The following is a 25,599-nucleotide window of genomic DNA, read 5'->3' on the forward strand; positions in this document are numbered from 1 at the left end:
ACTTAATTGAACTAAAAGGCGGGATCGCTGAATAAGGTTAATTGAAATTTGAGTATAGGAGGTTAAAAAGTGAAAAGACCTTTAGGAGTAACTTTAATTAGTTGTTTTTACATTTTTGGTGCAGCTGTATTGACTGTCACAGCAATATTCTTTAATGCAGATGCCGATGAAATTGGCATAGCAGATAGGTTTGGGTTACCAAACTTTCCAGAACAATCATTTAGGATTATATTGGCTATTACATCCCTTATTCTCATCTATGGCTATATGCGTTTAAAAAAATGGGGGTTTTGGTTGATGATTATGTATGTATTTGGATTTGGTTTAATAAGTTATGATCTATTATACTCTCAGAATCAACAACTATTTATTGGAAATTTTACCTGGTCAGCTATTGTATTAATTTATACGTTTTTTGTAAGAAAGTCCTTTTTTCTCGCAAAAAAGGATGGATAATTCAATGAATACATTCAACTAACGGGCTGATTTGTTCAATTGATACCTAACTAAGAAGTAAGCACGGAATAGCACTGGCTAGGAAAGTGCCAATACTCCATCGGTTCAACAGAAAGAGGAGCAGTTGCCGTAGCGGCTGCTCCTCGTCTTTATTAAGGGCGGTAATCTGGGCTTAATAGACGAGATATGTTTTCTGGTAACTACCCATGAAACAAATGGCTAATTACAATGCTGGAGGCTTATTAAGAAGGAGTATAGGATAGACTGGCGTTAAATGAGAGTTGGGTGATATCAGCTGCTGAGGGATCCGTCGACAAAAGCGTCCGTACACGAATACCAATACGATCACCCGCAGCAACTACTAATGATCCCCCAACATTTAAATTCGTTGCGGTTCGGAAAGTACCAGCTGTAATGATATTATTCGGAAATCCGAATCTAACCGAACTAGTTAGCGGAGTTGTCACGTAAGGTGAAGAACTATGATCAATCCCATTATTAGGAACTGACGGTGCGCGGAATACTGTGAAATCATATTGAAGACCGAGAGTATTTATAGAAACCACGGAAGCAACCAATAGATCTACACTTATCTGTAAATTTTGAACGGTACCTGCAAAGGGAATTGGGAAAGCAAAACCACCTGCTTCGGGTGGCATGGTTGATTCTCCAGAACCGTTAATAACTTCAACTGTGTGATTACCAAAACCCATTAAAATTGGAGCAGCTGATACTACAGTAGCACCACTAAGGATGATCCCCGTTGAAAATGGAATTAATCCTCCAGCTCCTGCTGGTCCTGTTGCTCCTGTTGCTCCTGTTGCTCCTGTTGCTCCTGTTGCTCCTGTTGCTCCTGCTGGTCCTGTTGCTCCCGGTGCTCCGGTTGCTCCCGCTGCCCCCGGTACCCCAGGTGCTCCAGCCGATCCGGTTGCACCTACAAAACCTTGTGGTCCTATTGCTCCTGCAGGACCAGGTAAACCTTGCGGCCCCTGAGGACCTACGGCTCCTTGTGCACCCGGCACTCCTTGCGCACCCTGAGGACCAACGGGGCCCGCTACACCCTGTGGACCCATTGCTCCCGCTGGCCCAGGTTGACCTTGCGGTCCTTGGGGTCCTGGGGGCCCACCGGCGGGACCTTGAGGTCCTTCTGCTCCTTGGATTCCTCGTGCTCCTTGGGGTCCTGGTACTCCTTGGGCCCCTTGTACACCTTGGATTCCTTGTGCTCCTTGAGGTCCTGTAGCACCAACGGCTGTTGGAGTGGTAACATTTACTTCGGGCGGAGGACATGTGACTTGTACAATCTTCTTAATAACTTTTCGACGATGTTCTTTTCTTTTTCTTTTCGAAGGAAATACAGTGGCGATTTTTTTCTTATGACATTTTTTATCATCTAGACAACTCAATAATGACACCTCCCTAAAGTGATGGTTCATTGTACGTGAGTAGTCTATTTTAGGGATGGACTATAGCCTGGTTTAGCTAGACTAAAAACTATTTTTAAGAAAAATAGGTAAATAATTGGTAATTTTCGTCCTTGGCTAAACAACCATATTCAGATGATGTTAGGGTTGATTTTGTCATTGATACCGATACAGACCGCATTTATAAGCTATCATATTAAGCTCAAACGGGCAGTTTCGTTTAGTTCGAAGTTTCCTATAATTTCAAATAATGTGAAAAAAATAGCGTTTTTTGTTCGTCTTAAATTTTGGGTGATAATGAAAAAAATAGGATTCATATTGTCAGCGATTTTGTTAGTAAGTTGTGATTATTTTCTAAAATGATATTGAACTAACGGGGAACTATAGGTCAATAATGAGAGGGCTGCCGAGAGGTAGCCCTTTGTTCAATTAACGGGCAGGATCGTTTAAGTATAAATCTGGATAAAGTAGGCTGCAAACTTCTTCAGCTGAACGGTTATTATGAAAAAATGGGGAAATTTATTGATAACCTCGCAAGCAGCAGTTCACCCAAGTGAAGGAAAAGTTTTTTCCTCTTTTTATGAACCAAAATACGAGAACTGGTGAATAAGAAGTGAAAGGAAAAACGAGGAGGTCTTTTAAGTGAAAGAAAATCATCATTTTCCAATACCCAAGGAAGGAGGTCCAGTTGATTTTGAAACACTTGTTCAATCTCACTTAACTAGTGCATTTCGAGTCGCCTTTTTGATCATCCATGATTATCATTTAGCTCAGGATGCCGTTCAAGAAGCACTATGGGAAGCGTATCAATCACTTTATCGATATGATAAACGAAGAGGGACATCGTTTCGAGCTTGGTTTATAAAAATTGTGACACATCGTGCACTTAATATGGTGCGTAGAAAGAAAAATACGGAAGAATATATGGACTCAATTGACCCTGGGCAAAACCCATTGGAGAGCATTCTTCAAAAGGAGAAAGAGCAACAGATTTGGCGTGCGATTCAGATGATGACGCTAAAACATCGCTCCGTAGTTATTCTTTACTATTATGAGGAGTTTAGTATAGCTGAAATTGCAAAAATCCTTGGCGTATTTGAGGGAACGGTAAAATCAAGACTACATAAGGCCAGAAAGTTAATTGCTGAAAAAATACAAGTTAACAAAGAAACACAGGTATTTACCGAGATGGGAGTGAACATGCATGACTAATCTAGACAAACAGATTGCACAAACTCTAATAAATGTTGCTGGAGAATTGGATCAGCCTAATTTTGTAATTCCTGACCAAGTGGTAGCCTATAAAAGAAAAAGGTCGCGTTTACTAGGCACTTTGGTACTTCCTGTCTTAATCAGCTGCGCTTTGCTTTTAACGATATCGGTGAGTCCTACCTTTGCGGCCTATGTTAAATCGCTATTTAATGGTTCTGATAAAGAACTGCAATATGCAGCACAGGAAGGTTTTTCACAGAAGGTAAATGCCTCTGTTACAGATCGGGGCTATACTCTTGAAATAGAGGAGATATTGGCTGATCCGATGAGAATTGTGGCTGTTTATTCGATTAAGGATCAGCAAAAGAACTTTATTCATCCGGATAAGCTTCACATAAGTAACGTAGAGGTAACAGATTTGAAAGGGAATGTAATTAAAGAAACTAAAACGTATATGGCAGAAATCCAAGGGAATTACGGATATCTCACTCTAAAAAAACCGGGGGAAACAGAAGAACAGAAGCTTTTATTACAGTTCGAGGGGAATCAGATCGACTCTGTTAAAGGAAATTGGGCCCTAAAGATTCCAATTGATTTAGAAAAAGCAATTAAGGCTTCAAAGGTGCTACCAATCGATAAGACGTATACCACACCACAGGGACTGCAAATCAATCTAAATAGCATTATGCATTCACCGACTGCTGCCCGTGTAGATTATGAAACGAAATGGACGGAAGAGGCAAAGAAAAGATTAGTAGAGGAAAGTAAACAAGTGAAAGGAAAACTAGATTCAGTTGATCCTTATGTTCGCTATGATGATTATAAACTGAATTTTCATGTTGAAAATGAAAAAGGAGAGAAAGTAAAAGATTTAACTAGGGCGCTTGATACTCCACGTAAGGCCGTGGGAGAATACGGTCATTCTAATCGGAAGTATGGATTCGCTCCCCTGTCTCCTGATCATCAATATACACTAGTATTGGATTCTTTAGAAAAAACAGAACCGTATGCGCTAGTCGTATCATTTGAGCCAAAACAGCTTGCGGAAAAACCTGTAAGAGTAGATGATGATGGTAAAACGATTGAGATCATGTCCGTAACCTTTGACGAACCATTAAATGAAGCATCTCCAAAGAATGAGAAGCACGCTACTATTTTACTAGAGGCTTATTTAAAGGATATATCATATATTAATGTAGCAGATACGATTTTAGTGGATGATGACACAGATAAAATTATTAATCGTTTTGGTTGGACTATAAAGGATGAAAAGGGCAAAATATACAATGTAACAGGTGGAGATTTTAAAATGATAGGAAAGGATAAACAAGGCAGAAACCATATCCGAATAAAATTGCAAAGTTATGAAATGAAAGAACTCCCTCAAAAGCTCATTCTTACTTCAGAATTGGCAAAAAAGAGCTATGACCTGGATTGGAAAGTACCATTGCCAATGCCAAAAGAAGACAAATAAGAAAAGCGAAAGCGGAAAATCAGGGCCTTTTAATTGTTTAACAGTGTCTGGTAGCAGCCGCGGGTACATCTACACAAAATCTTGAATTTTGTAATGTCTTAATATAGTCTGTTCAATTACGGGAAACGATAGTAGTATAGCGGATGCTTCGGCATCCGTTTTTTATTTGCTTAACTAACGTGCAGGATAGCTCAATAAATTCGCGAATACTCTTCATGTAGGATCTTTTACGAAGTTCGTAATTACAACGTTATCTGATATCAAACTAAATAAAATACATATATTGAGGTGATTACCATGGAGACAAAAATTAAAGTATTTGGTAGAATCACAAACTTTGAAGAAGAACCTCTTAAAGGGGCAATAGTAAGACTATTAAATGATCAATTTGAAGACATTTATAATACATTTACGGATGAAGAAGGAAATTATGAGTTGTTTGTTCAGAAAGGACTTTATTATACGTTTTATGCGTGTAAGGATTACAACATAAACTACTTGGAATATTGGGCATGGAACTTACCTTTATTTAATGATATTGAATTGAATGCGAAAATTGATGGATTGGAAGTTTATACTTTAACAGCATTTCGTATAAAACAAGGTTTTCCTCAATTAATGTTATATTTCAGACCGATGAGTCTAAAAAGAGCTAAGATATTAAATCAAACTGCTGATTTGTTGAATGACACTGAAATTATTGATATTAGCCCAGATCTTTCAAAGGATGACATCAAAGTCACTATAAATAATGAAGCATCTGAAATATATGAGATTAACAAAGTTTTAGAGTATGGAGGTAATAACCAACGGATATATTCATATTTAATCCATGTAAGCACAAACAAGGTTTTAAATGCCTACGATTATAATCGGATTGATATCAAGTTATTCGATAAGGAGACAATGGAACAAGGGGAAGGAACACTTTTTTGGAAAGAAGATAGAACTATAGGTTCGCAATGAAGTGAGTTTACCTCTAGTTAACAGCATGAGTAACATGCGTTTTCTGAGTGAGATCCATCCAGACGACTAGATGCTGGAGGTGTTGAGCAGGCTTCGATAGCCTGCTCATATTACAAGAGTGTTTATATAGAACAAAGCATGATTCCTGAGTTTCTAACTCTTGATGGTAAGGCTGAGATTACTGGAGAGTTTGAAGAAGAATATGAGATATTCCAGAAGTTTTTAGAGGTGTATTTAAAAATTCCATCAAGAAAATTACTCAGAAAGGAATATGAAATTGATGTTAAAGATAAAACACCCAAACAAGTCGTGTAAGAGGCGGTCGAACTTATTGATAGTGTTACGACATTATTAGATTATGAGTACATTAAGCCTGAAAAGGAACAGTTTTATTCATCGGGTTTACAGTAATGGTTTACGTTAGTCGCAACCATCTACCGAGCTTTACTTGGTAAGGGGAACGTTTTTTACAGAAAAGGGACACCATGCATTTTTAACTTTAAGTGTTCTTCGCCAATGTATTAATGTATTACATGGTATAATTTAGATAATTGAAATGGAAACAGTAAAAATGGTGCACTTTCGACCTTTTTCAAATTAAGAAGACTATTTAGCATTTCGCAATCTAATCGTAAAAAAGTTTGCTGATCCGAAGAAAAGGTTTTATCCTAGGACTATGCGATGCGAGTTTATTACAAAGCAGGGGTAGTGAATAAAGGCGGCCGATCAACTTGACTGATCGACTGTCTTATCATGTTAATTGAGCTATCGTGTCCTTTAGCTGAATTTGGCTACGATTCTGTGAATGCGTTTTCAATAAACAACGGATCAACAATCACATGCTTTACACGGGCAGTATAGTTGAAAAGAAAATGTCATAGTTTTCTTGTGAAAATTTGGAAGTTTGGGGTTAATGTAATTATGCGTTTATCACTTGCTTCAAACTTCAAATACTTCCCCTCCCTAGTGATTAAACTATTCTGACCATTAGCTAATAAAAAGTGCAGAATACCGAAGCACCTGCGCATCAATGTGTACTATTCAACTATAGTTTTCCGTTTGTTTACTTGTTTTTTAAGCTTTATGCTCACCTCTAAACAAGCAATAATGAAATCTCTAATAAAGCCTTAATGACAATTCAAGAAACAACTAAATACTTAAACATCAATGAATCTCAAGTACGCACTATAATCTCTACAGAAGAAACAATGTTGAAAACACAAGGCTCATATACTGGTGTGCTGTTTCCCATTTTTAGAATAGGTGAGGACTTTTAGTAAGTACAACTCTTTTAAATGACTGGATAAAATCATCCATACAACTAAGAAAAGAATATTAAAGTAAGGAGCATTCGACCCTAAATTGTTAAGCTAACAGGGAACGATAGTAGAATAGCGGTTGCTTCGGCAGCCGTTTTTATTTGTTCAACTAACGGCAGGATAGTTTAATGAGTTATCGAATAACTCAAGAAAGAGTAGTTTTTTCTGTTATCTAAACTATGAGGTGATATTTTATGGATTATACTAAGTGTTATAAAGAAGTTTTACGTATGTATTCTTTTATTGATCCTTTCGCGGAATTGATTCGGCATAATGAAAATATTACATATAAAGTAACAGAAAAAGGATCTGAAAATACTTACTTATTGCGAATGCATAAACCCATTACAAAAAACATGCAGGGTGTGCATAATACACGCGAGGCTATCCACTCAGAATTAGAATATCTGTTAGCTTGGTCGACTCATTCCGAATTACCTGTTCAAATCCCTATTCCAAATCTAAACGGTGAACTGGTATCAACCGTTATCATTGAACAAGAAGAAATACATTGTTCAGTATTAAAATGGCTTTTTGGGGAAAATATGTGCAAGCAAGATTTGAACACTGAGGAGACAGTCAGTATCTTTGGGACGCGTATTGCACATTTACATCAGTTTTCCATGAGCTATCAACATGATTCAAGTTTTATAAGACCTAAATATGAGTTGGAGTGGACGAATACCATGTTGACCAAGTTGAGAACTGGTGAAGAAATGGGTATTATCACTTCAATGGATTTTAATGTCCTTGATAAAACATTTTCGTTGATAAACGATCGTATTAAATTACTGAGCAAAACGATAGAGACATGGGGATTTATCCATGCCGACATCAACTATAGCAACTTAATTCTCACATCAAAGGGGATTTCATTCATTGATTTTGGTTTGTCGGGCTTTGGATATTACGCGATGGACGTCGCTATGGGTGCCCTTATGATGAAAAGTGAAATGCGAGATGCTGTACTATTTGGATATACTAATATTTTTACCAGAAGATTAGATACTGAGCAGTTAGAGAGTTTTATGTTATTAGCGATATTTGGGTACTATGCTTTTCTTGTAAGTAAAAAAGATTCGCATAAGTGGCTATGTGAACAAATGCCAAATTTAATTGAAGTTTGTAAGCCTTTCCTAAACGGTAAAACGATATTTTACGATATTTGATTCATTCGAAGCAATCAATTCTTTTCAAATAACGGGCAATATAGTTTAACAAGGATATTGTTAATTTATTTTCAGGTAGGTTTAACCGATGGGCGATAAAATGGCAATAAACCGATTAGGAGGCAAATCCATGTATGATATTGAGATAAGATAGGTATCGTGAAATATCAAAACGTTGATCACATGACTCACCATTCACAACTACAATCACAATTAATACGTGCTCAGGGTATTTACAGTCAAAGGAACCGGGCTGTCAAATATACAAAACGCGGGCTTTTTTTAGAGTCGTTGATTTACTATCATAAGTATGTTGTGAATCCACTTGTAGATGTACTTCGGATCATCTATACACCATTCCAAGCTGACAGCTTCTTGATTCATGCATCTCGGGATTTTCCTGTCGAAGTGGTACTAACCTTGGAAAAGTTATATGGTGTAAAAACCATAGAAGATATAGTAGATCGCATCGAATTGACAGACGAATTGTTTCGTAATGCCGTAGCAGAGGTTGATATCATGCTGTTACAATCTAAAGAAGGCGAAAAGTTTAACGGATACCAACCCATAAGCATAACTGGGTTATTGTGAGTGATCGCAGATACATAACTATGGAAACACTACTGAAAATAGAAATTCATAATGGAGCGATTGTAATGTTTATCCAATCCTTTGAAGACGAAACACTTGAACAATCTTTGTCCATATTTGTAGAAGATATCCGGGCCATACTTAATAGAAAGTTGCGAAGCATTTACCTTTACGGTTCGGCAATACACAATGATTTATCCCCGGGATACGGGGATTTGGATTTTCTCGTCGTAATTGGAGAGGACCTAAACCAAAATGAAATCGAACTTTTAAACAAACAGAGATCCAATTATAGATCATCCCTTCTTAAAAGATCCGTCGATAGACAAATACCCAACCTCTACACCGATATGCTTGAGGGTGCCTTTCTTACGATTAATATGCTGAGTGGTGAAAAGGGCAGTGGCTTATGGTGGGGAACAAAGCGCGAATCCGTCTGGACGGAAAATCAATTAGACCTGTTCACCCTGTATACGATCAAGGAGCAGAGTATCTTGTTATATGGTGAGTCCCGTCTAGACAATATTCCATCGTATTCGAAAGAAGAGTTCATTAGTTTTTTTAAGGAATATGCTAAGTGCATGCGGAAGTTTGGCAAGGGAAATAGTCTACATTCCGTTGACTGGCTCCTATTAGCTTCTAAATTTATAGCTTGGTGGCAGGAAGGTGTCATTTTGTCTAAAAGCCATGCAGCAGATTGGGGACTTTTACATCTTAGTAGCGGATGGAAAGAGAATTTGAAGAGATGCAAGGAGCTAAGAAAGGATCCATCCTTGGTAACAAGTCTAGAGTATTCCGAATGGCTGAGTGATTTGGAGCCAGCCATTATTGAAGCATCACATGATCTGGACAGAGTTCTCGAAACAACTATTCATTAAACTAGAATTCTTTTAGTCCTATAAAAAGACTGTTAATAATAACTTTTTCGCTAACGAAACTCATTAGTTAAATGAAATAGCGATAGCCTAGGACTTTATTTCCACTGTCGATTCACCGACTGGGAGTAATGAAAGAAACTCCGAAAACCCATTATATTCAAGGGGTTTCGGAGTTCTTTTTTAGAATCAACCCTGTGCAGGGCTGGTCTTCATTTCATGGATTTTTTGGAGCGTATGAAGACACTTTGTTTTCTCGTCATCGTCCTCTGTGTGGATATACCACTCTACAAGCCTGTACCCGAATATGAGAATGATCAATTCGAAGATGCAATTATCGGCGATAGGGGATGCATCCGCATACTCCGAAAAACCTTTGTAATACGCAGGGACACATCGTTGGTAGTATTCGACCATATGATCGATATCCGCTTCATCCGCAATCAGGCTTGCAAGATCCTCACCCAGATAACCCCATCCGGATGTATCCCAGTCGATAAGCGCGATTTTTCCGTCGGCATAGATCAGGTTGGTCACCCAGAAGTCACGGTGGCATAGCACTAGGGGCAATTGCTCAATGCGGGCGAGTATCTCATCTGCGTGCTCATCGATGTCGATGAGCATTTGCCGCATGTGCTGCGGGAATTCACAGTCCTCCGAGCGTATATAATCGTAGACGACTGGCCATGACCGGTAATGCAGATACGTATTCTTCATGAAATCCGCATGACTCAGGTTGGTCAGGCTCTGCAGCACAGCGGGCTTCTCCGCATACAGCTTGCCTTGATAACGTCCTAACTCCAGCGCAGCCTGTTCATACATGTCACCGGTCAAGTCCAAACCAGTTACGCCATCGATATATTCCAGCCACAGCTGGAATTCATTTTCTTCGGCATTGATCTCGGCGTGATAACATATCGGCCAGCGGAAGGCATCCGAGAACGTCGCCCCCAAGTCAGACGAATAGAGATCATATTCCCGGCGCCAGGAATCCGGATCGTTGTAACGTTCCCATTTCTTTTGAATTTTCAGCACGATACGGTACGGCATTTTTTCACCATCCGCGGTTTCGGCGATCCCGTTTACCAGGTGCACATTTCCCACAGTTCCGCCTTGTAACGGCATGGTTTGGCAGTCAGCCGAGATAATATCTTTCTTGAATTGTCGGCTTAAGGCATAGAAAAGCGTTTCAAATTTAATATTCATTTCTTCCATCCTCCGTTTTTCTTCGTTTGCTTGCTTGACATAGCTATCGTTTTCTTTCGAGCCCTCTTGTTGATGAGGTAGCTTGTTTTATCCTGGACATACTTGTGCTCATGCTGCTGGGCGACATAATACACCCACCGTTCACGCGGCAACGAACCGTCGGCAAGCGCGGCGAGAACGGCACAGCCCGGCTCGCCCTGATGGCGGCAATCTGTAAACCGGCATTGCGGGAACCATTCCTCCACATCGGTAAAGCTTGCGCGTATGCCTTCGCCGGCATCAAAAAGCCCAAGCTCACGCATACCCGGCGTATCGATGACCATCGTACCGGAGGGGAGCATGAACAGCTGACGGTGCGTTGTCGTATGCCGCCCCCGGCTATCAACCTCTCGGATCGCCTGAACCCTCATTACGTCTTGTTCTATCAATGCATTGAGCAGAGATGATTTACCGACGCCGGACATGCCGAGAAAGACGACTGTTTTACCAGGCATCAAGTAGGGAGAGAGTTCGTTCATCCCCTGGCCGGTATGACTGCAGATCGCATGAACTGGCACATCAGGGATGCTTTGTGTTACTTCTGCAAGCGGGAGAGTATAATCTTCAACGAGATCAGCCTTGGTCAGAATGACGACTGGCTGACTGCCGCTCTGCCTGACTTGTGTCAGGTACCGCATGATGCGGGTAACGTTGAAATCCAAATTCAGAGATGAAAGGATAAACACATAGTCAAAGTTGGTTGCAACGACCTGTTCCCGCACGGTTTTGGCGTAGCCTACGGCATGCCCTGAGTAATCTGCTCGTGAGAACTTGGAACGGCGGGGCAGTACCGTAACGATGAGCGAATCTCCGCTTTCGTTGTAGTACAGCAATACGAAATCACCGACGCACGGAAAGTCTACGCGCATTTCCACGTTGTGATAGAACGCTCCTTTGAGCACCGCCGTTACTTCGCCGCGCTCGGTCATGACCGTGAAGCGCTCGCGTCGAAGCTCTGTCACCCTGCCGGGCAATAATCCGTCGGGGATTGCTTCTATTTCTGTGTAGCCATAGGTTTTCAAATCCATCATGTTTTTTTGTTAGCTCCTTTAATGTTGTTTTTTGGACGCAAAAATGCCACGGACAAGCAGCCTCTAAAGAAGCTGCTGTCGCGCGGCATCAGGACGCAAAAAAGATACGACCTTGATCGTATCCTGCAAACAGCAATATTCACGAAAGGTTACTTAGGATGGCATACCAAATAATAGGGGGGTTCCCCGCTTTTTTCGCGTATGCCTGCTATTCAGTTTTAAGACCAAACCACCATATAAGTAGTTGCCATTAAAACACATCTCCCTTCGTGTCAGGAACTTGCTTATCGCTAAGCTTTCTATAAAATAACCTATTATGGAAAAAAAATCAATGCCTGACAGCGCAGATTGTCGGTCTGCTCCATCGAGTCTGCAGTTGATAAAGAACTCGCGAGCATCAAAAGTCAGCGTGAGCGCTTCCTCAAGTTGTTTGAAGGAAACGACGTCGATTTCCAAAAAACTTGCCCAACTAGTGAAACGATGCTGAGTCAATAATTCTGTGGGATGGTATATCAAAGAACGGCGAAATTGCAGAAATCGAAAAGAAACTCATTGAATACTAGTAATTCATCATTGAACTAACGAGCAAGTTACGTGAGATTTATTTACAAATAGAACCTGTTTGTGTATTTTCTTTTTAGGCACATATGGAAAGATAAGAAAAAAATGAAATTTCAGAAATAAAATGGATAGACATACAAAGAGCTAATGAATTAATGCCATATCATTCAGATGGAGTGGAAGGTTTACTTACATCCTCATCACCTTATACATTTCAAGTTTAACCTCGTTCTTCTTCAGCTTTGATAACAGAAGTGAGGAAGAACGACAGGCTAAACACAAACAGCGCGCGCCGATTGAACATCGGCACGCGCTGGCTGCATAGCTTTTTCATCTATTCATATTTGTTAGAAGTTAGGTGCCAATCGAACAAGTTTATCCGGAGTGCCGTCACCGTTTTTATCGCCATTGTTGCTGGTGACGAAATAAAGCGAACCGTCTGGCGCTTCGACAATGTCGCGGATGCGGCCGTATTTATTCAAAAACAAATAATTAAGATCACTACTGTTGATCGTCGGCTTGCCGTTTTGCTCTCCAATTACCATGCGAATGATCTGTTTGCCTTTTAAATTGGTAACAAGAAGATTTCCTGCCCACGGCCCTTGGGTCACAAAAGCTATGCCAGAGGGCGCCCAGGTTGTGCCATTGGCATAAATAAGCGGAGGCGTAATGCCTGGTTGATTCTGATTCCCACCCTCATATTTAGGCCAACCATAATTGTTACCAGGTTGAATGAAGTTAATTTCATCCTTAGAGGATTCACCATGCTCCGATACAAAGAGACGGTTCGTTCCAGGCTGCCATGCTAATCCTTGAGGATTCCGGTGTCCACGGCTATAAATCGGAGAGGAGGCACCAAACGGATTGTCGCTTGGAATGGTGCCGTCCAAATTCAGACGGAACATTTTTCCTCCGAGGTAAGATAGCGTATCGTCTTTGTTTCCGTAGTTGCCGTCACCGAAATACAGTTTGTTGTCTGGGCCTATTTTCAAACGGCCGCCATTGTGATAGACCGCACCAGGAAGATTAGTGATAAGAACCTTATCTACTGTAGCGATGTTGTTATTTTCTTTAAGACGAACGACCCTATTGGCTACTTTGTTGTCTGATGTTTTGTAGGAATGGTAGATATAGATGTAATGATTGGTGGAAAAATTAGGATCGAGTGCCAGTCCCAATAAGCCGCCTTCGCTCTTGGGCATGTAATAAAAAGGCGAGCCCAGAGTAATGACTGGCGTTGATTTCAAATTCCCGTTCACAACGACACGAACTCTGCCGCTGTTGCGTTCCGTGAAGAAGATCCGTCCATCCGGTGCAAAATCGATAGCCCATGGTGTTTCCAGGTTGTTTGCGACAACCTCTGGTGTATAAGGATCTGAAGAGGCAGAGTTGGTTTTGACTGACAACGCATTACTTGCCGCGGATATGTTTCCTGCTAAATCTCTTGCTTTTACGGTAAAGTTGTACGTGGTATTTGCCGTAAGCCCTGTTACATTGAAGGATGTCGCAGGCGTGCTACCGGCTAATGTGCCATTTCTATAAATGTCGTACTCATAGACGCTTACGTTATCTGTCGATGCCGTCCAGGCCAAATTGACTGACGAAGATGTTTTGCTTGAGCTTATGAGTGCTGTCGGGGCAGTTGGGGCCTGCGTATCGGTTTGGGTTGTTGTTTTCACTGTTAGAGGACTGCTGGCATTGGAAATATTCCCTGCCGCATCTTTGGCCTTGACAGTGAAATTATATGTGGTATCCGGCGTTAGGCCGGTAAAGGTGTAAGTAGTATCCGTTACATTTGCTTGCGTCAATACATTGTCTTTGTACAAGTTATAGTCCTTTACGCCAACATCATCCAGCGATGCGGTCCAGGATATTTTAGCCGTTGTATCCGTTACACTGTTTGCTTGCAAGTTTGTCGGTTCGGTAGGCGGGAATACATCTCCGGTGGCGTTTACTTTCACCTTGTCAAAGGTGGCCGTGCTTAAACTGGATACATTATGGCTGGTGACGGCCAATCCTACATACAACGAAGCATTCATGTTTAGAGTCAAGTTGCCCAAATCGCCCCAGTTCAAACCGTTATTGGATACATATCCTTTGATGACGTTGCCCTTGCGTTCTAGCTTTACCCAGGCGGGGCTCGTCGAAGCAATTTTAACGCTTTGGGAAGTTCCGCCCGTTTCAGTCCGGTACTGGAAGGTGAACCCGTTGGAAGGCGTCAATAGCAAATCGACATGCTTGGAATCAGCATTCAGCGTTTCCCTTATCATGATACCTGCCTTCGCGAAATCGTGTGAATTGGTCTGAGAAGAGACAAGGGCAATAATGGCGCCGTCTCCCGTCCAGGGCTGATACATATAATTGAACTGATCTGATTTGCCCCAAATGTCCGTGCCCGCGCCGCTTACGGAAAATTGGTCAGCAGCCGGATCGTAAGAAGCGCTGCCCGTTATTGCTGGCGAACCGATATTTTGTTGCTTCCACGGATTCGGTACAGCAGCTGCCACAGTTTCTTCCTCAACCTCTGCCTCGGCGAAGCCTGATGTAGGTAATAAAGCGAGTAGCATACAAAAGCAGAGACTTAAAGCCATAATTTTGCTTCGCGTAATCATCAATACACTTCCTTTTTAGTTTTTGGAATGACAATAGGGGATGGCTTTGACAAACATTGAACTCCTCCTCCCTCAAAGTTAAATCGCTTATACTTTCGCTTTATATTTTACCACATCTGGATAAAAAAGGGATGTAATACCGAAAAAATAAGATTTTTAATTTTTATACACAAGCAGTCCAGTTCTATGATGCCCTTCTTATTTATAATTGCGGGAAAGAGTCATCCGCCTTCCATTCTTGCCTAACGACCAAATTCGGCAATCATCATGTTATTGAAAATATCGTCTTTGATGGCGAACAAAAATTATTAAAACAGGTGAAGCAGTTGAACTAGGTTATTTTTTGAAGGTAGTGCATTGAACTGACGAAGAACGTTAGTAGAATAGCGGTTGCTTTGACAGCCGTTTTTTATTGTCCAATTAGCCGGCAGAATACTTACAATTTGTGGCGCTATAGCGTTACATTATTAGCATTAGGTTATGAAACGATATTCTTATACTAAAAAAATGGGACAATGTGGTAAAGTGGAATAATGAGAGAAGTACTCAATAAAAAATAGAGGAGGAGACAAATATTTCATGGGCAACGACTTATACAGAAAACTAGGTGCTTCCTTTCTAATTTCCGCTGGAGTAATCTATGCGATCGAACGAGTAGGCTCTTTGATAGCTCGCAGCCATGAAATTGCAGCGTTGTACGAAGCCAATATGTTCAATGCCCTACCTGAAACTCATATTACAAGCTTCTTCGATAATATCTTTGTGCCAATCCTTGCGTTCCTTGGTATGATACTTTTTGTATATGGGTTTCCGAAAAAAATCAATTGAGATAACTCATTCAACGCGATGTGAGCACAATATGAATTGTGCCGCGAAGTACTATGCTAACGGAGAATGTTTATGAAAAAGTGGTTGTTTCAGAAGTTTTATTGTTTTACCGCTGGGGCAAAAAACTCAATCCTACTTATAAAGTTACAGAGGAGGTGATTAGGTGGCGGAAAGAAGATGGGGTATTGTCAAATGGTACAAAGAAGATAAAGGTTACGGACGGATAATGCTAGACGGGCAGGAAGGTAACCATGTTTTTGTACACTTTAGCGAAATACTACCAGACCCTATTAGGTTACCGAACGGCTTTCAGTTCCTTAAAGAGGGTCAAAAAGTTGCATTCGACCTATTCGAGTTTCCGAATATAGTTGATTCTCAGCGTAGGACAGCTAAGAATGTGCAAATATTAGAGGGATAAAGGAATCGAGACGTACTTGATGAAAGTATGGACGTTCGGGAATCATAATTAAGCTATCAGGAGACGATAATTCAATAAACACGATAAGGCAGCCAATCAGTCAACATGATCGGCTGCCTTTATTCAATTAACGGGCATTTATCTTCAACTACTAATTATAGTTTTCTTGCTTTGATTACGAAAGTTACAGGAAGCATTTTTGCTTTTTTTGCAAAATCGTCGTTATCGTCCCGCGATTGTATAATTTCATCATCAAATTGCTCAATCATTTCTTCAATGACAAATCCCGCTTTTGAGAGCGCATTCACATAGGTTGATAGTTTACGATCAGATAATGTCAGCGTACTTTCGTCAAGCGTTACCGAATACCAAGATTCATCGAAATAACATTTTTTAAAAACAAGCATATCATTTTCTGCAACAACACATTTGTGTATTGGGTGAGACCAACTGAAAATAAATATGCCGTCTTTTTTTAGGTAAGAAGATATCCTGCTAAAAGTACCCACAAGGTCGGTTGTCCAGCCTATAGCATAAATCGAATAAACAAAGTCAAAATAATCCTCAGGTATGCCACATTTTTCTTCCATGGGAGAACAGATTAATTTTGCTGAAAGTCCGTGATCTGATAAGTATTCTCTTGTTTTTTCGATTTGGTTTTCTGATATATCCATACCCCATAGTTCAGATGCTTTACGTTCCCCGAGATATTGCAATGATTGACCGCTTCCACAGCCTATTTCCAATATCTTTTTTCCTGAAATATCGCCAAAAAGCTGGCATTGCTCTTCTGAGACGAATGCTCCATATAAAGGAAGTGCGGTTGCTCCTAAAATATCATTTCCTTTTGTATCCCAAAATAAGCTGTTAGTTTCATGAATACCATTCTTGTCCATATCGACCGAGATAGCGCTACCAACCTCGCCAGCACCTATAATATTTGTTCTATAAACAGAATTCTTGTCCATGCCAGTACCATCCCCCAATATAAAAATATTAGTCTAAATGTATATCCTGACTTGCGCGCTATTGATTCCAAAACAATGTACCATTTTTCTATGAATACATCTACCTAAAATCTCCCATATAGCATCCATTTGATCTAGTAGACTCATTGCGCTAACGGGACACGATAGTGGAATAGCGGTTGCTACGGCAGTAGTTTTTATTTGTTCAATTCATGGGTAAGATGGTTGAAAAAGGAACTTAAATTTAAATCTCGAATATCTATTGAGAACGAATAGTTAAAAAATTGATGACAGACAGGAGATAAATACGATGATAAAAGGTTTCGGAGGAATCTTTTGGAGAACTAAGAATCTTGAAGTTATAAAAAAATGGTACAGTGAGGTCTTGAAGATTGAAATAGATTTTCCAACAGAACAACAAGTGATGTTAAATTTTCAAGTACATAATCTAGACGAGACTATTAAGCATTTTGAGCATATTGGTATACCACTTGCAAAGAAAAAAGAAATTAGTGAATTTGGAAAGTTTGTTTGGATTGAAGATCCTGAAGGTCGACTGATTGAGCTCTGGGAGAAATAAATAGTTGACACAAAAGTAGTTAGGTGCCATACTACATATATGAACAACAATAATAAAAAAATAAATGACATTGAGGCTATTCCCTCGCTTGTACAATCCAAGCGTCAGATTGATCGCTATAACCTAGACATAGACGCACAGGCTATACTCGTCGCGTCTAGGCTAATGGCAGCGGGAGCCATGCTTGGACACGCCTCGGAGATTCATTTCTCTAGGTTCGGTTTATCAACAGGGCGTTATCGTTTATTGGCAGATCTTGAAGATAACGCAGGAGAAGAGTTGCCTTCGCAATTAGCGGAGCATCTAGGCGTTACACGTGCTACAGTGACTGGTCTTATCGACATTCTTGAACGAGATGGGCTAGTATCTCGGCGGTCAAGCTCAGACGATGGCCGTCAGAAATCGGTCGTTTTGACGGAAGAAGGAGTGAAGAAGCTCCGTGAAATGGCTCCTGAGCATTTTGCTCGGCTGGAAGCAATGGTGGGCTTGCTCAACATCGAAGAACGCAGCGTATTTCTCGACTTGCTAGGTCGAGTTACACAAGGTATCTCAGCACTTACGGACGAACTAGGTCCGAAACCAAAGGGAAACATCAGTAATGAGTAGAATGGGCTAGTGAAGCTAGCCTATTTTTACTCTTATATAGTTAGGTGCCTAATTATAGCTTGCTGAAAGCAATCGTTGAATTATTTCTAAGAAGAAGGGAGCAACTAAATGAACAAGATGAAATACCCGAATCAGACAGATGATGTTTACGGCATCAAGGCTGTTGGTTCCAAGAAAAAGACTTTTGTACTATGGCGTGAAGTTGTAATGGCCTATATTGCTCCTGCCATTATGGCAGGTATCGGGGGGGTGGTTTCTGCAGATAGGGGGCTTCAAATAGCGGCATTGACCACAATCGGCGGTGCATCGGCCTTGATGGCCTTGATGATTGGCCTTTTGTTGCGCAGCCGAGTGGGCCATTTGCGATGGGTCATCGGTGCACCTCACTTGGTCGTGGTAGGGGTATTTGCAATGGCCGGGTCCTTGTTTGGACTATACGCCGCATGGGTGGCATCTGTTGTAGTAGAAATTATGATTCCGAGTATTCACTTGGCCTGGGTAGATCGTGTCTGGATCGATTTCCCGTTGTCTGGATTCATAGCAAGCACGATAGTGACATGGCGGTGGCGACTTGCCGTCACAACTAATTTTTCATCCAAAAGGAGAAGATAAAAATGATAGTTATTATGGGAGCAACAGGTACGATAGGTAGTGCACTTTTGGAACGTCTGGTTGATCTTGGGATACCTGTTAGGGCGCTGAGCAGAGAGCCAGAGAAATTGCGTGATCAGATCGGAGAAAAAGGCCGATCGACTACCGAGGTCGCAAGGGTGGATGCTTCCGATCCCGAATCACTGCGCCGCGTGTTTACAGGTGCTAGCCAGCTCTTCCTTGCCATGTCCAACAGTCCAAGACAAATCGAATTAGAAACCTCAATCATTCAGATTGCCGCCGAATCTGGAATCAAACACATCGTAAAAATATCCAGTCCAGCCTTTGAGCAGAGCTCTCCAGTAGCAGTGGCGGGCTGGCATCAAGAAATTGAGAAAACGCTCAGGGAATCGGGTCTCACCCACACCGTGTTGCGCCCTTATGCGTTCATGCAGAACTTAATGAACTTTGCACCAACGATCACAACCCAAAATGTTTTCTTCGGCTCTATGGGTGATTCACCGTGTAACTTCATTGACTGTCGCGATATTGCAGACGTTGCCGCAAAAGTTCTGACCAACCACGAGGTATCAGGCCATATATATACGCTTACTGGTTCGGAGACTTTCAGTTATCCCCAGATCGCGAGTCGGCTATCTGCTCTGCTTAATCGGCCGATAAGTTACATCAACATGGAACCCCAAGTACTACTCGGTAATCTTGTCGAGCACGGGAATATGCCTCCTTGGCTCGCGAACCACGTTGTGGAAATTCAAACCATGTCTAGGATGGTGCCAGAAAGTCCAAATGACACTGTGAAGCGCTTGCTCGGCAGAGAGCCACGCACGCTAGACGCCTTTCTACATGAGTGTGTAGAAAATTTCCGGTAAAGGCGGAGTCCACCTATTCTGATATTTGTGTCGTTAGCAGTATTTTATACCGATTTAAGATAAGTCATTGAGCTTACGGAGAACGTTAGTGGAGGAGCTTCCTATATGGTAGCTCTTCTTTTCTATTAAGCTAACGGGCAGTTTAATGCAAAGAATATTTACTTACAATGGATTAATATGGAATAATAATAAGAACGTAAGTTCTAGAGTGATCGTTGTTAAAACTATATAAAGGGGAAATGTAGCATGGGAATTTCTGTTTATTACACTTGTATGAGAAGCCACAACCTTACAAACAGTGAGGAGCAAGAGATAACGGCCATCATTGATAAATACAATGCGGGTTTTGAAATGAAGGATATTGGAGAAACATTTTGTGTTTATGACTATGAGCAGGATGAACCAGCAGTGATCTTTGCAGGTTCAACAAAGCTGCCCTTTTCAGATGATTTTGAAGATACATTGCATGCGCTGTTTTATTGGTTGACCTGTTTGACGGATATTAGAAGAAGTATTTCTAATGGGGATTGGCATGTGCATCTAGATGATACGGATGCCATTTGGGATGAGAAAACGGGTTGGCAAATGCCAGAAGATTAGTATTCATATTCCCAACAAAGTAATGTAGGGATCTTATGTAAGTGCATGTTCGAGGCAAATCGAAAATGCACAAATTACTCATTGAATTAAGTAGGGGAGACATTCCGCTCTTTTCTGCATTCTTCCGACTGTCTGTTACTGAACTAACGGGACACTATAGCTCAATAACACCAGAACGAAGCTGCCGACTTGAATCGGCAGCTTCGTTCTGCTATTGGGCAGTTTTGTACAAGAGAAAATGATAAACTGGAATAAACACTTGCAGTACTGATGGATGAAAAAGGTGAATATATGGATTCCAATGAACAAAAACCTTTAATGAACAACACAAAATGGGAAGAAATAAGACAAGCAATGCTCAACTATGCCTTTCCAACCAAGTGGAGGACTAAAGACATTGATACTGGCTATATCAGCCTTTGGGATGGAGATTGGTATTACCATTTTTCAGATGGTGGCTACAAAGTTATTGAGTGGTTAGAAATTCATGCTGAAGATGACTCGATAAAAACTGATTTAATTCAAATCCTGAAAAAAATACATGTTCCAGGTGAAGTAACTACCGACTCCATCATAATTTATGGATATAACAAAAATAATGAATTCATTGATTATATTTGAGTAATTACGCCAATGGGTAGCGTTAGCTCAAATACGATTAGGCAGCCGTCAGTCAACGAGATCAGCTACCTTTATTCAACTAACGGACAGTTTTGATCGAAAGAATGATTATGGCGAAAAGGGTCTGCGTGAGTATGTATAAATTGATTTACAAACAAATAGTATCTACCTCGCGCTCCTCTATCCGGTACTATAATATTATGGAGGAATAAATAACAAAAAGTGAGGTTTATACCATGGTTTGTGAAAAAATATTGCTTACAAACGGAACCTTAATTGATGGGACCGGACGACCGCCCGTCCATCATGTAACAATCGAGATTGCCGATGAACGAATCGGTTTCATTTCGCAAGAGTTGGATAACTATCCTGTGAATGAAAATGTAAAGCTTATAGACTTAAAAGGCCTTGTGATCCTACCGGGATTTATTCATACTCATGCCCACACCGGTTTCAAATACCTACAGAATGATCCTCTACATGGGTACCATAAAGAATATTTGGCAGCATGTCTTAAAGAGGGAATTACCACGATCCGGGATGAGGGATTGACGACAAATGCAACGATTGATGAAGTCATCTCACATACGAACGCACTCGATGGCTGTACATCACCTAGAATTCTTACATCTGGCAAAGTTTTTACAGCACCCGGGGGATACGGCGGGCAAGAACCGATTGGCGTAGGAAGTGCTGATGAAGCCAGGAGTAGGGTTCGAGAAGTGTTGGATAAAGGTATTCATTTTATTAAAACAGCACTTGAAGACGGGTATGACCCTAGCACGTTCGGATTGCCTAAATTGAATCAAGAGATTCTGGAAGTCATCTGTCAGGAAGCACATGCTAGGGGAACCTACGTGTCTGCCCATGTAACTAACGCTAAAAATCTTCAGATTCTTGTAAATTCCGGGATTCATGATGCTGCACATATGATTTACGACCGTTTGGACGACGGTTTAATTCAGCAAATGGTACAGAAAGGCGTCCGAATCGTTCCAACCCTTACCGTATTAAAAATGTTTCAGGACAAATTTGGAGCCCCCTTATTAGAACAAGGATTAGACAATGTTCGAAGATTTGTCCAAGCAGGTGGGGAAATCGGCTTGGGAGACGATTTTATTGAAGAAGAAAACCCATGGTATACATTAGGTATGCCGTGGGAAGAAATCCGGTTGTTGGGACAAGCCGGCCTCACACCCATGCAAATTATCGTGTCGGCAACTTCTGTTGGCGCCAAGATATGCAATCTCTCTCACGAAATTGGAACCATCGAAACTGGTAAGAAGGCTGATTTATTTGCAGTTGATGGAGATCCACTCGTTAATATAGAAAATCTTCGCAAGGTTAAATTTGTCATGAAGGAAGGCAAGGTTCTTTTCAACTAACGGCAGTATAGTTTCATAAGTACGGAGAACCTACCAATAGACATCCCCTTGTAACCGAATGAGAGAGCAACATTTCAAATGTTATCCTGTGATATAACTATATTTGAATTCGGACAAGGAGATGAAAGCATGAGTAAGTTGGAAGGTAAAATCGCTTTAATAACTGGAGCGAGCCGAGGAATTGGCCGCAGCATCGCATTGCGTCTGGCACAAGAGGGCGCATTTGTCGTCGTGCACTATGGAAAAAGACGAAATGAAGCGGAGGCAGTCATTCACCAGATCGAGCAAAGCGGAGGTAACGCGTGCGCAATTGGTGCTGACCTGAGCACTCTCGATGGCATTCATGATTTATTTTCGGTACTGGATGATGACATTCGGGAACGTACGGGCGGTAGCGGATTCGATATTCTTGTCAACAATGCTGGAATCGGTCAAATAGTTAGCCTAGAAGAGACAACTGAAGAATCTTTTGACGAGGTGATGAAGATTAACGTAAAAGCACCGCTTTTTGTTACCCAGCAAGCTTTACCGCGTCTAAAAGACGGGGGGCGCATTATTAATATTTCATCCTTTGTGACGCGCGTAGCCTCTCCAAGTGTGTTCACCTACAGCATGTCGAAAGGGGCCATCGACACATTTACGCATCTTCTGGCCAAACAACTGGGTAACCGCAATATTACGGTAAACGCCATCCAGCCCGGCATTATTAACACAGAGATGAATGCCGGGACGTTGCAAGATCCCCATGGACAAAAATATGCGGCCGGTCTTTCAACCTTCAACAGGTGGGGAGAACCTGAGGATGTAGCGGATATTGTTACCTTTCTCGCTTCGTCGGACAGCCGTTGGGTAACTGGTCAATTACTCGATGCAAGCGGTGGATCTCACCTATAAGTAAAATCATTAGATGAATCCCACACTTTATGTTCATTTCACTATTACAATCCCACCCGATTTAAGGGATGAAACAGAGTGTTTCATGCAAGTATGTTTGTATCCTTGATTAAGCTCCCATGAAAATAAAAATAGCTCAAAACTCGAAAAAAAGCATATTAAAGCAGACCCAGAATAACGCTTTTTAAAAAAAGGCTGAGCCTCGTGAATAATCATATAGAGATTGTAGATCTTTAATCACACTGAAAACAAACATAAAGGCAAGGCTGGTGCAAAACCGAAAAAGGATTAATCTTCCATGAGTGCTACCCATATAGGGTACTACATTCTGTGATGCACCGTGGTGGTCGGAGTCAGACACCATAGCTTATCGACCTTCTTCGCCAGCCGTACAAACAGTATAGAGTCATTGCCATTTTCATCCTCTGTGGTGCAGTGCCGATCTTGCGCTGCATGGATGAGTTGAATAGCTTTCAAGAATTATTCAATGATCACCTGCGAAACTCGAAATAACTGAATTAAAGCTGAAAGGAATCAGCCCATTATGGATTGGTCTAAATTAAGAATTCTAATCAGAGACTTTATAGTTCCCGAACTTAAAAAACGAATTGATATTCATGTAACCAGATATCATGATGCTCATGATGGATACGGGGAGGTATGGATTACTTTAGATGGCAAAAAAATTTTTGGTGGAGGATATTATCATTGGTATATGAACTCCTTACCAATTGATACTACGTCACTTAATATACAGCATGGAATTCATTTGGATTTTTATAAAACTCATATCATGTCCGAAGAAGTTGAAAAAATTATGAATTCAGGCCTTCACAAAACAAGCCACATTACGGACAACTTGAAAAGTTATCTAAGCACACCATTTACTGAAATGCTTAGTTCGAACAACCCGATATATAAGGCATTTGGGATGATTGATAAAAGATTAGGGAAACGGCGATTTAGACAAATTCAGTTAAAGGAAAACGAGCATCAACTAGTAAGAGCCTTTTATGAATTGCGTAATGAAATTTTTGAGATGTACTTAACTCAGGTTTTAGAATGACTAAAGATAAGGGTGAAATCTGCTCTAAGCATTTCCTTAGATGAATTGGCAGTTGGATTTTCTATAGGACTCATAGATGTGCCTGTAGCACTTACTATTCTTCTTATTGCTCTCCAAGCATTTATTTTTACCTTTTTAGGGCTTGCATTTGGTTCAAAATTCAAACTTTTTTTAGGCGAGTGATCCGAAAAGGTTGCTGGTATTGTATTAGGTTTGCTTGGGTTCTGGATTATTATCGAAGCAGTACTTAAGGTGTATAAGCAGACAAAGATGATTTTATGTAGAAGTAAGTCCACTCCCTATTTTCACGGACGTGATGGCTTAAGCGTGACTGATCAGGCGGGCTCTGTGGTATAAACTTTAAAGACTCAGGAATAGGTCATGAAACCAGAAATCGAATTATAAGGTGACTAGGCGATTATCTAGATCCAATACTTTACATCCCCCATATGATAGCTCGAGGGAGTGATGTAACTTGGCAAAAACAGCACAGCCGGTAACCATTGGAGCGAATAGTATAGCAAAGATTGGTAACCGTTTTTTTCTAATTGTTGAGGTGGAGGCAAAGTCACCTGGAGTCGAAATTGATCCGGTATTCGGCGTTCGGACGACTGCAAAACAAGCAGGTAGTCTCATTCGAGCAGGAGTTAAGCGTACGATATTTCAAAAAACTCCTCCGACACCGAGTCGTGGGAAAAAAGTGGAGTTGAAAGGTGTATTGTTCGCTAATGGTCGAATTTTTTCAGTCTTTGACGTTGAAAACACGACTGATGTTTCTGTACTAGTAAGAATTAACCGTGAACAAGCAAATAAGCTTATCCGTGGTGGTACTCGCATCATCAAAGTCATAAGGAAACCGTTCTAAATAGTTATTGTTTTCAATTTTCGAACTATTCGTTATTGAACTAACGGGACACTATAGCACAACGACAACAGGCTGCCGGCATAATCGGCAGCCTGTTACGCTATACCAGCTAATAGGCTGTCAATATTTATTAATAAATGAACGGAATGAAGGATGTTATACTGGAAAAAGGGTACAACAAATAACCGTCCCACAATATTTGGGAAGGGTTTCCTCAATGTCTAAGGCTTGCTAATTCAGTCCAAGCGGAAAGGTTCTTTCTTGGTTAAGATAGCATAAATCCAGTGGATCAGTTTATTTGCACAAGCGATCACAGCTACTTTAAACAGTTTGCCCTCAGCACGCTTCTTATCAT

At 40.9% G+C, this 25,599-nt stretch carries 26 protein-coding genes; 21 read left to right on the top strand and 5 right to left on the bottom strand.

Going from position 1 to position 25,599, the window contains the following annotated elements:
* The first annotated feature begins 69 nt into the window (after nt 1-69).
* The gene (locus tag L1028_RS12120) at nt 70-456 is read left to right on the top strand and encodes a hypothetical protein (RefSeq protein WP_234534068.1); all 387 of its coding nucleotides are present in this window, start codon (nt 70-72) and stop codon (nt 454-456) included.
* Between the two features lie 242 nt (nt 457-698).
* Here the strand turns inward: L1028_RS12120 and L1028_RS12125 are convergent, their stop codons facing one another.
* A complete protein-coding gene (locus L1028_RS12125; protein ID WP_234534132.1) occupies nt 699-1,859 on the bottom strand; it encodes a collagen-like protein in 1,161 nt (386 codons plus the stop codon).
* 660 nt (nt 1,860-2,519) lie between these two features.
* On the opposite strand from L1028_RS12125, the gene L1028_RS12130 reads away from it, so the two are divergent.
* From L1028_RS12130 to L1028_RS12160, 7 genes are all read left to right on the top strand, one after another.
* Nucleotides 2,520-3,089 carry an RNA polymerase sigma factor gene (locus tag L1028_RS12130; RefSeq protein ID WP_234534070.1) on the top strand — a complete coding sequence of 190 codons (570 nt, stop codon included), beginning with the start codon at nt 2,520-2,522 and terminating at the stop codon, nt 3,087-3,089.
* Nucleotides 3,082-4,563, top strand: a complete 1,482-nt coding sequence (locus L1028_RS12135; RefSeq protein ID WP_234534072.1) for a DUF4179 domain-containing protein — start codon at nt 3,082-3,084, stop codon at nt 4,561-4,563. The genes L1028_RS12130 and L1028_RS12135 overlap by 8 nt, the downstream gene beginning before the upstream one ends.
* Before the next feature lie 297 nt (nt 4,564-4,860).
* Nucleotides 4,861-5,529 carry a carboxypeptidase-like regulatory domain-containing protein gene (locus L1028_RS12140; protein ID WP_234534074.1) on the top strand — a complete coding sequence of 223 codons (669 nt, stop codon included), beginning with the start codon at nt 4,861-4,863 and terminating at the stop codon, nt 5,527-5,529.
* Between the two features lie 138 nt (nt 5,530-5,667).
* On the top strand, nt 5,668-5,844 hold the full coding sequence (locus tag L1028_RS12145) for a hypothetical protein (RefSeq protein ID WP_234534075.1): 177 nt from the start codon (nt 5,668-5,670) through the stop codon (nt 5,842-5,844).
* 1,198 nt (nt 5,845-7,042) lie between these two features.
* Nucleotides 7,043-8,017, top strand: coding sequence for a phosphotransferase enzyme family protein (locus L1028_RS12150; RefSeq protein ID WP_234534077.1), 975 nt, complete (start codon nt 7,043-7,045; stop codon nt 8,015-8,017).
* 291 nt (nt 8,018-8,308) lie between these two features.
* Nucleotides 8,309-8,608 carry a hypothetical protein gene (locus L1028_RS12155; RefSeq protein WP_234534079.1) on the top strand — a complete coding sequence of 100 codons (300 nt, stop codon included), beginning with the start codon at nt 8,309-8,311 and terminating at the stop codon, nt 8,606-8,608.
* 20 nt (nt 8,609-8,628) lie between these two features.
* Complete coding sequence (locus L1028_RS12160; protein WP_234534081.1) at nt 8,629-9,486, top strand: aminoglycoside adenylyltransferase domain-containing protein; 858 nt, start codon at nt 8,629-8,631, stop codon at nt 9,484-9,486.
* A 186-nt stretch (nt 9,487-9,672) separates the two neighbouring features.
* On the opposite strand, the gene L1028_RS12165 is transcribed toward L1028_RS12160, so the two are convergent.
* The 3 genes from L1028_RS12165 to L1028_RS12175 all read right to left on the bottom strand — a co-directional run bounded on the left by L1028_RS12165 (nt 9,673) and on the right by L1028_RS12175 (nt 14,887).
* Nucleotides 9,673-10,689 (bottom strand): aminoglycoside phosphotransferase family protein, encoded by a 1,017-nt coding sequence (locus tag L1028_RS12165; RefSeq protein ID WP_234534083.1) that lies wholly within the window; start codon nt 10,687-10,689, stop codon nt 9,673-9,675.
* Complete coding sequence (rsgA, locus tag L1028_RS12170) at nt 10,686-11,759, bottom strand: ribosome small subunit-dependent GTPase A (protein ID WP_234534085.1); 1,074 nt, start codon at nt 11,757-11,759, stop codon at nt 10,686-10,688. Before rsgA ends, L1028_RS12165 begins: the two co-directional genes overlap by 4 nt.
* Nucleotides 11,760-12,667: 908 nt before the next feature.
* Nucleotides 12,668-14,887 (bottom strand): PQQ-dependent sugar dehydrogenase, encoded by a 2,220-nt coding sequence (locus L1028_RS12175; protein WP_234534088.1) that lies wholly within the window; start codon nt 14,885-14,887, stop codon nt 12,668-12,670.
* A 624-nt stretch (nt 14,888-15,511) separates the two neighbouring features.
* Between L1028_RS12175 and L1028_RS12180 the strand changes: the two genes are divergently transcribed.
* Complete coding sequence (locus L1028_RS12180) at nt 15,512-15,760, top strand: hypothetical protein (RefSeq protein ID WP_234534090.1); 249 nt, start codon at nt 15,512-15,514, stop codon at nt 15,758-15,760.
* Between the two features lie 163 nt (nt 15,761-15,923).
* Nucleotides 15,924-16,178, top strand: a complete 255-nt coding sequence (locus L1028_RS12185) for a cold-shock protein (RefSeq protein WP_279306857.1) — start codon at nt 15,924-15,926, stop codon at nt 16,176-16,178.
* A gap of 155 nt (nt 16,179-16,333) precedes the next feature.
* On the opposite strand, the gene L1028_RS12190 is transcribed toward L1028_RS12185, so the two are convergent.
* The gene (locus L1028_RS12190; protein WP_234534092.1) at nt 16,334-17,146 is read right to left on the bottom strand and encodes a class I SAM-dependent methyltransferase; all 813 of its coding nucleotides are present in this window, start codon (nt 17,144-17,146) and stop codon (nt 16,334-16,336) included.
* A 310-nt stretch (nt 17,147-17,456) separates the two neighbouring features.
* Between L1028_RS12190 and L1028_RS12195 the strand changes: the two genes are divergently transcribed.
* The 11 genes from L1028_RS12195 to L1028_RS12245 all read left to right on the top strand — a co-directional run bounded on the left by L1028_RS12195 (nt 17,457) and on the right by L1028_RS12245 (nt 25,244).
* On the top strand, nt 17,457-17,726 hold the full coding sequence (locus L1028_RS12195; protein ID WP_234534094.1) for a VOC family protein: 270 nt from the start codon (nt 17,457-17,459) through the stop codon (nt 17,724-17,726).
* A 39-nt stretch (nt 17,727-17,765) separates the two neighbouring features.
* A complete protein-coding gene (locus L1028_RS12200; protein ID WP_234534095.1) occupies nt 17,766-18,332 on the top strand; it encodes a MarR family winged helix-turn-helix transcriptional regulator in 567 nt (188 codons plus the stop codon).
* A gap of 117 nt (nt 18,333-18,449) precedes the next feature.
* Nucleotides 18,450-18,944, top strand: coding sequence for a hypothetical protein (locus tag L1028_RS12205; protein ID WP_234534097.1), 495 nt, complete (start codon nt 18,450-18,452; stop codon nt 18,942-18,944).
* Between the two features lie 2 nt (nt 18,945-18,946).
* A complete protein-coding gene (locus L1028_RS12210) occupies nt 18,947-19,813 on the top strand; it encodes an SDR family oxidoreductase (RefSeq protein ID WP_234534099.1) in 867 nt (288 codons plus the stop codon).
* Between the two features lie 246 nt (nt 19,814-20,059).
* Nucleotides 20,060-20,413 carry a hypothetical protein gene (locus L1028_RS12215; RefSeq protein WP_234534101.1) on the top strand — a complete coding sequence of 118 codons (354 nt, stop codon included), beginning with the start codon at nt 20,060-20,062 and terminating at the stop codon, nt 20,411-20,413.
* Between the two features lie 270 nt (nt 20,414-20,683).
* Nucleotides 20,684-21,034 carry a DUF6678 family protein gene (locus tag L1028_RS12220; protein WP_234534103.1) on the top strand — a complete coding sequence of 117 codons (351 nt, stop codon included), beginning with the start codon at nt 20,684-20,686 and terminating at the stop codon, nt 21,032-21,034.
* A 236-nt stretch (nt 21,035-21,270) separates the two neighbouring features.
* Complete coding sequence (locus L1028_RS12225; RefSeq protein WP_234534105.1) at nt 21,271-22,419, top strand: amidohydrolase family protein; 1,149 nt, start codon at nt 21,271-21,273, stop codon at nt 22,417-22,419.
* A 129-nt stretch (nt 22,420-22,548) separates the two neighbouring features.
* The gene (locus L1028_RS12230) at nt 22,549-23,313 is read left to right on the top strand and encodes an SDR family oxidoreductase (RefSeq protein WP_234534131.1); all 765 of its coding nucleotides are present in this window, start codon (nt 22,549-22,551) and stop codon (nt 23,311-23,313) included.
* A 544-nt stretch (nt 23,314-23,857) separates the two neighbouring features.
* A complete protein-coding gene (locus L1028_RS12235; RefSeq protein WP_234534107.1) occupies nt 23,858-24,379 on the top strand; it encodes an SF0329 family protein in 522 nt (173 codons plus the stop codon).
* Nucleotides 24,380-24,391: 12 nt separating this feature from the next.
* Nucleotides 24,392-24,562, top strand: coding sequence for a manganese efflux pump (locus tag L1028_RS12240; protein ID WP_279306858.1), 171 nt, complete (start codon nt 24,392-24,394; stop codon nt 24,560-24,562).
* A gap of 292 nt (nt 24,563-24,854) precedes the next feature.
* The gene (locus L1028_RS12245; protein ID WP_234534111.1) at nt 24,855-25,244 is read left to right on the top strand and encodes a hypothetical protein; all 390 of its coding nucleotides are present in this window, start codon (nt 24,855-24,857) and stop codon (nt 25,242-25,244) included.
* The last annotated feature ends 355 nt before the right edge of the window (nt 25,245-25,599 follow it).

This window comes from Paenibacillus pseudetheri (assembly GCF_924513355.1).
Lineage (GTDB): Bacteria > Bacillota > Bacilli > Paenibacillales > Paenibacillaceae > Paenibacillus_AQ > Paenibacillus_AQ pseudetheri.

What these genes read in the sequence shown, in the direction of transcription:
- L1028_RS12135 (WP_234534072.1), top strand. Translation starts at nt 3,082, where the DNA reads ATGACTAATCTAGACAAACAGATTGCACAAACTCTAATAAATGTTGCT.
- L1028_RS12140 (WP_234534074.1), top strand. Translation starts at nt 4,861, where the DNA reads ATGGAGACAAAAATTAAAGTATTTGGTAGAATCACAAACTTTGAAGAA.
- L1028_RS12145 (WP_234534075.1), top strand. Translation starts at nt 5,668, where the DNA reads ATGATTCCTGAGTTTCTAACTCTTGATGGTAAGGCTGAGATTACTGGA.
- L1028_RS12150 (WP_234534077.1), top strand. Translation starts at nt 7,043, where the DNA reads ATGGATTATACTAAGTGTTATAAAGAAGTTTTACGTATGTATTCTTTT.
- L1028_RS12160 (WP_234534081.1), top strand. Translation starts at nt 8,629, where the DNA reads ATGGAAACACTACTGAAAATAGAAATTCATAATGGAGCGATTGTAATG.
- L1028_RS12165 (WP_234534083.1), bottom strand. Translation starts at nt 10,689, where the DNA reads ATGAATATTAAATTTGAAACGCTTTTCTATGCCTTAAGCCGACAATTC.
- rsgA (WP_234534085.1), bottom strand. Translation starts at nt 11,759, where the DNA reads ATGATGGATTTGAAAACCTATGGCTACACAGAAATAGAAGCAATCCCC.
- L1028_RS12175 (WP_234534088.1), bottom strand. Translation starts at nt 14,887, where the DNA reads ATGCTACTCGCTTTATTACCTACATCAGGCTTCGCCGAGGCAGAGGTT.
- L1028_RS12180 (WP_234534090.1), top strand. Translation starts at nt 15,512, where the DNA reads ATGGGCAACGACTTATACAGAAAACTAGGTGCTTCCTTTCTAATTTCC.
- L1028_RS12190 (WP_234534092.1), bottom strand. Translation starts at nt 17,146, where the DNA reads ATGGACAAGAATTCTGTTTATAGAACAAATATTATAGGTGCTGGCGAG.
- L1028_RS12195 (WP_234534094.1), top strand. Translation starts at nt 17,457, where the DNA reads ATGATAAAAGGTTTCGGAGGAATCTTTTGGAGAACTAAGAATCTTGAA.
- L1028_RS12200 (WP_234534095.1), top strand. Translation starts at nt 17,766, where the DNA reads ATGAACAACAATAATAAAAAAATAAATGACATTGAGGCTATTCCCTCG.
- L1028_RS12205 (WP_234534097.1), top strand. Translation starts at nt 18,450, where the DNA reads ATGAAATACCCGAATCAGACAGATGATGTTTACGGCATCAAGGCTGTT.
- L1028_RS12210 (WP_234534099.1), top strand. Translation starts at nt 18,947, where the DNA reads ATGATAGTTATTATGGGAGCAACAGGTACGATAGGTAGTGCACTTTTG.
- L1028_RS12215 (WP_234534101.1), top strand. Translation starts at nt 20,060, where the DNA reads ATGGGAATTTCTGTTTATTACACTTGTATGAGAAGCCACAACCTTACA.
- L1028_RS12220 (WP_234534103.1), top strand. Translation starts at nt 20,684, where the DNA reads ATGGATGAAAAAGGTGAATATATGGATTCCAATGAACAAAAACCTTTA.
- L1028_RS12225 (WP_234534105.1), top strand. Translation starts at nt 21,271, where the DNA reads ATGGTTTGTGAAAAAATATTGCTTACAAACGGAACCTTAATTGATGGG.
- L1028_RS12230 (WP_234534131.1), top strand. Translation starts at nt 22,549, where the DNA reads ATGAGTAAGTTGGAAGGTAAAATCGCTTTAATAACTGGAGCGAGCCGA.
- L1028_RS12235 (WP_234534107.1), top strand. Translation starts at nt 23,858, where the DNA reads ATGGATTGGTCTAAATTAAGAATTCTAATCAGAGACTTTATAGTTCCC.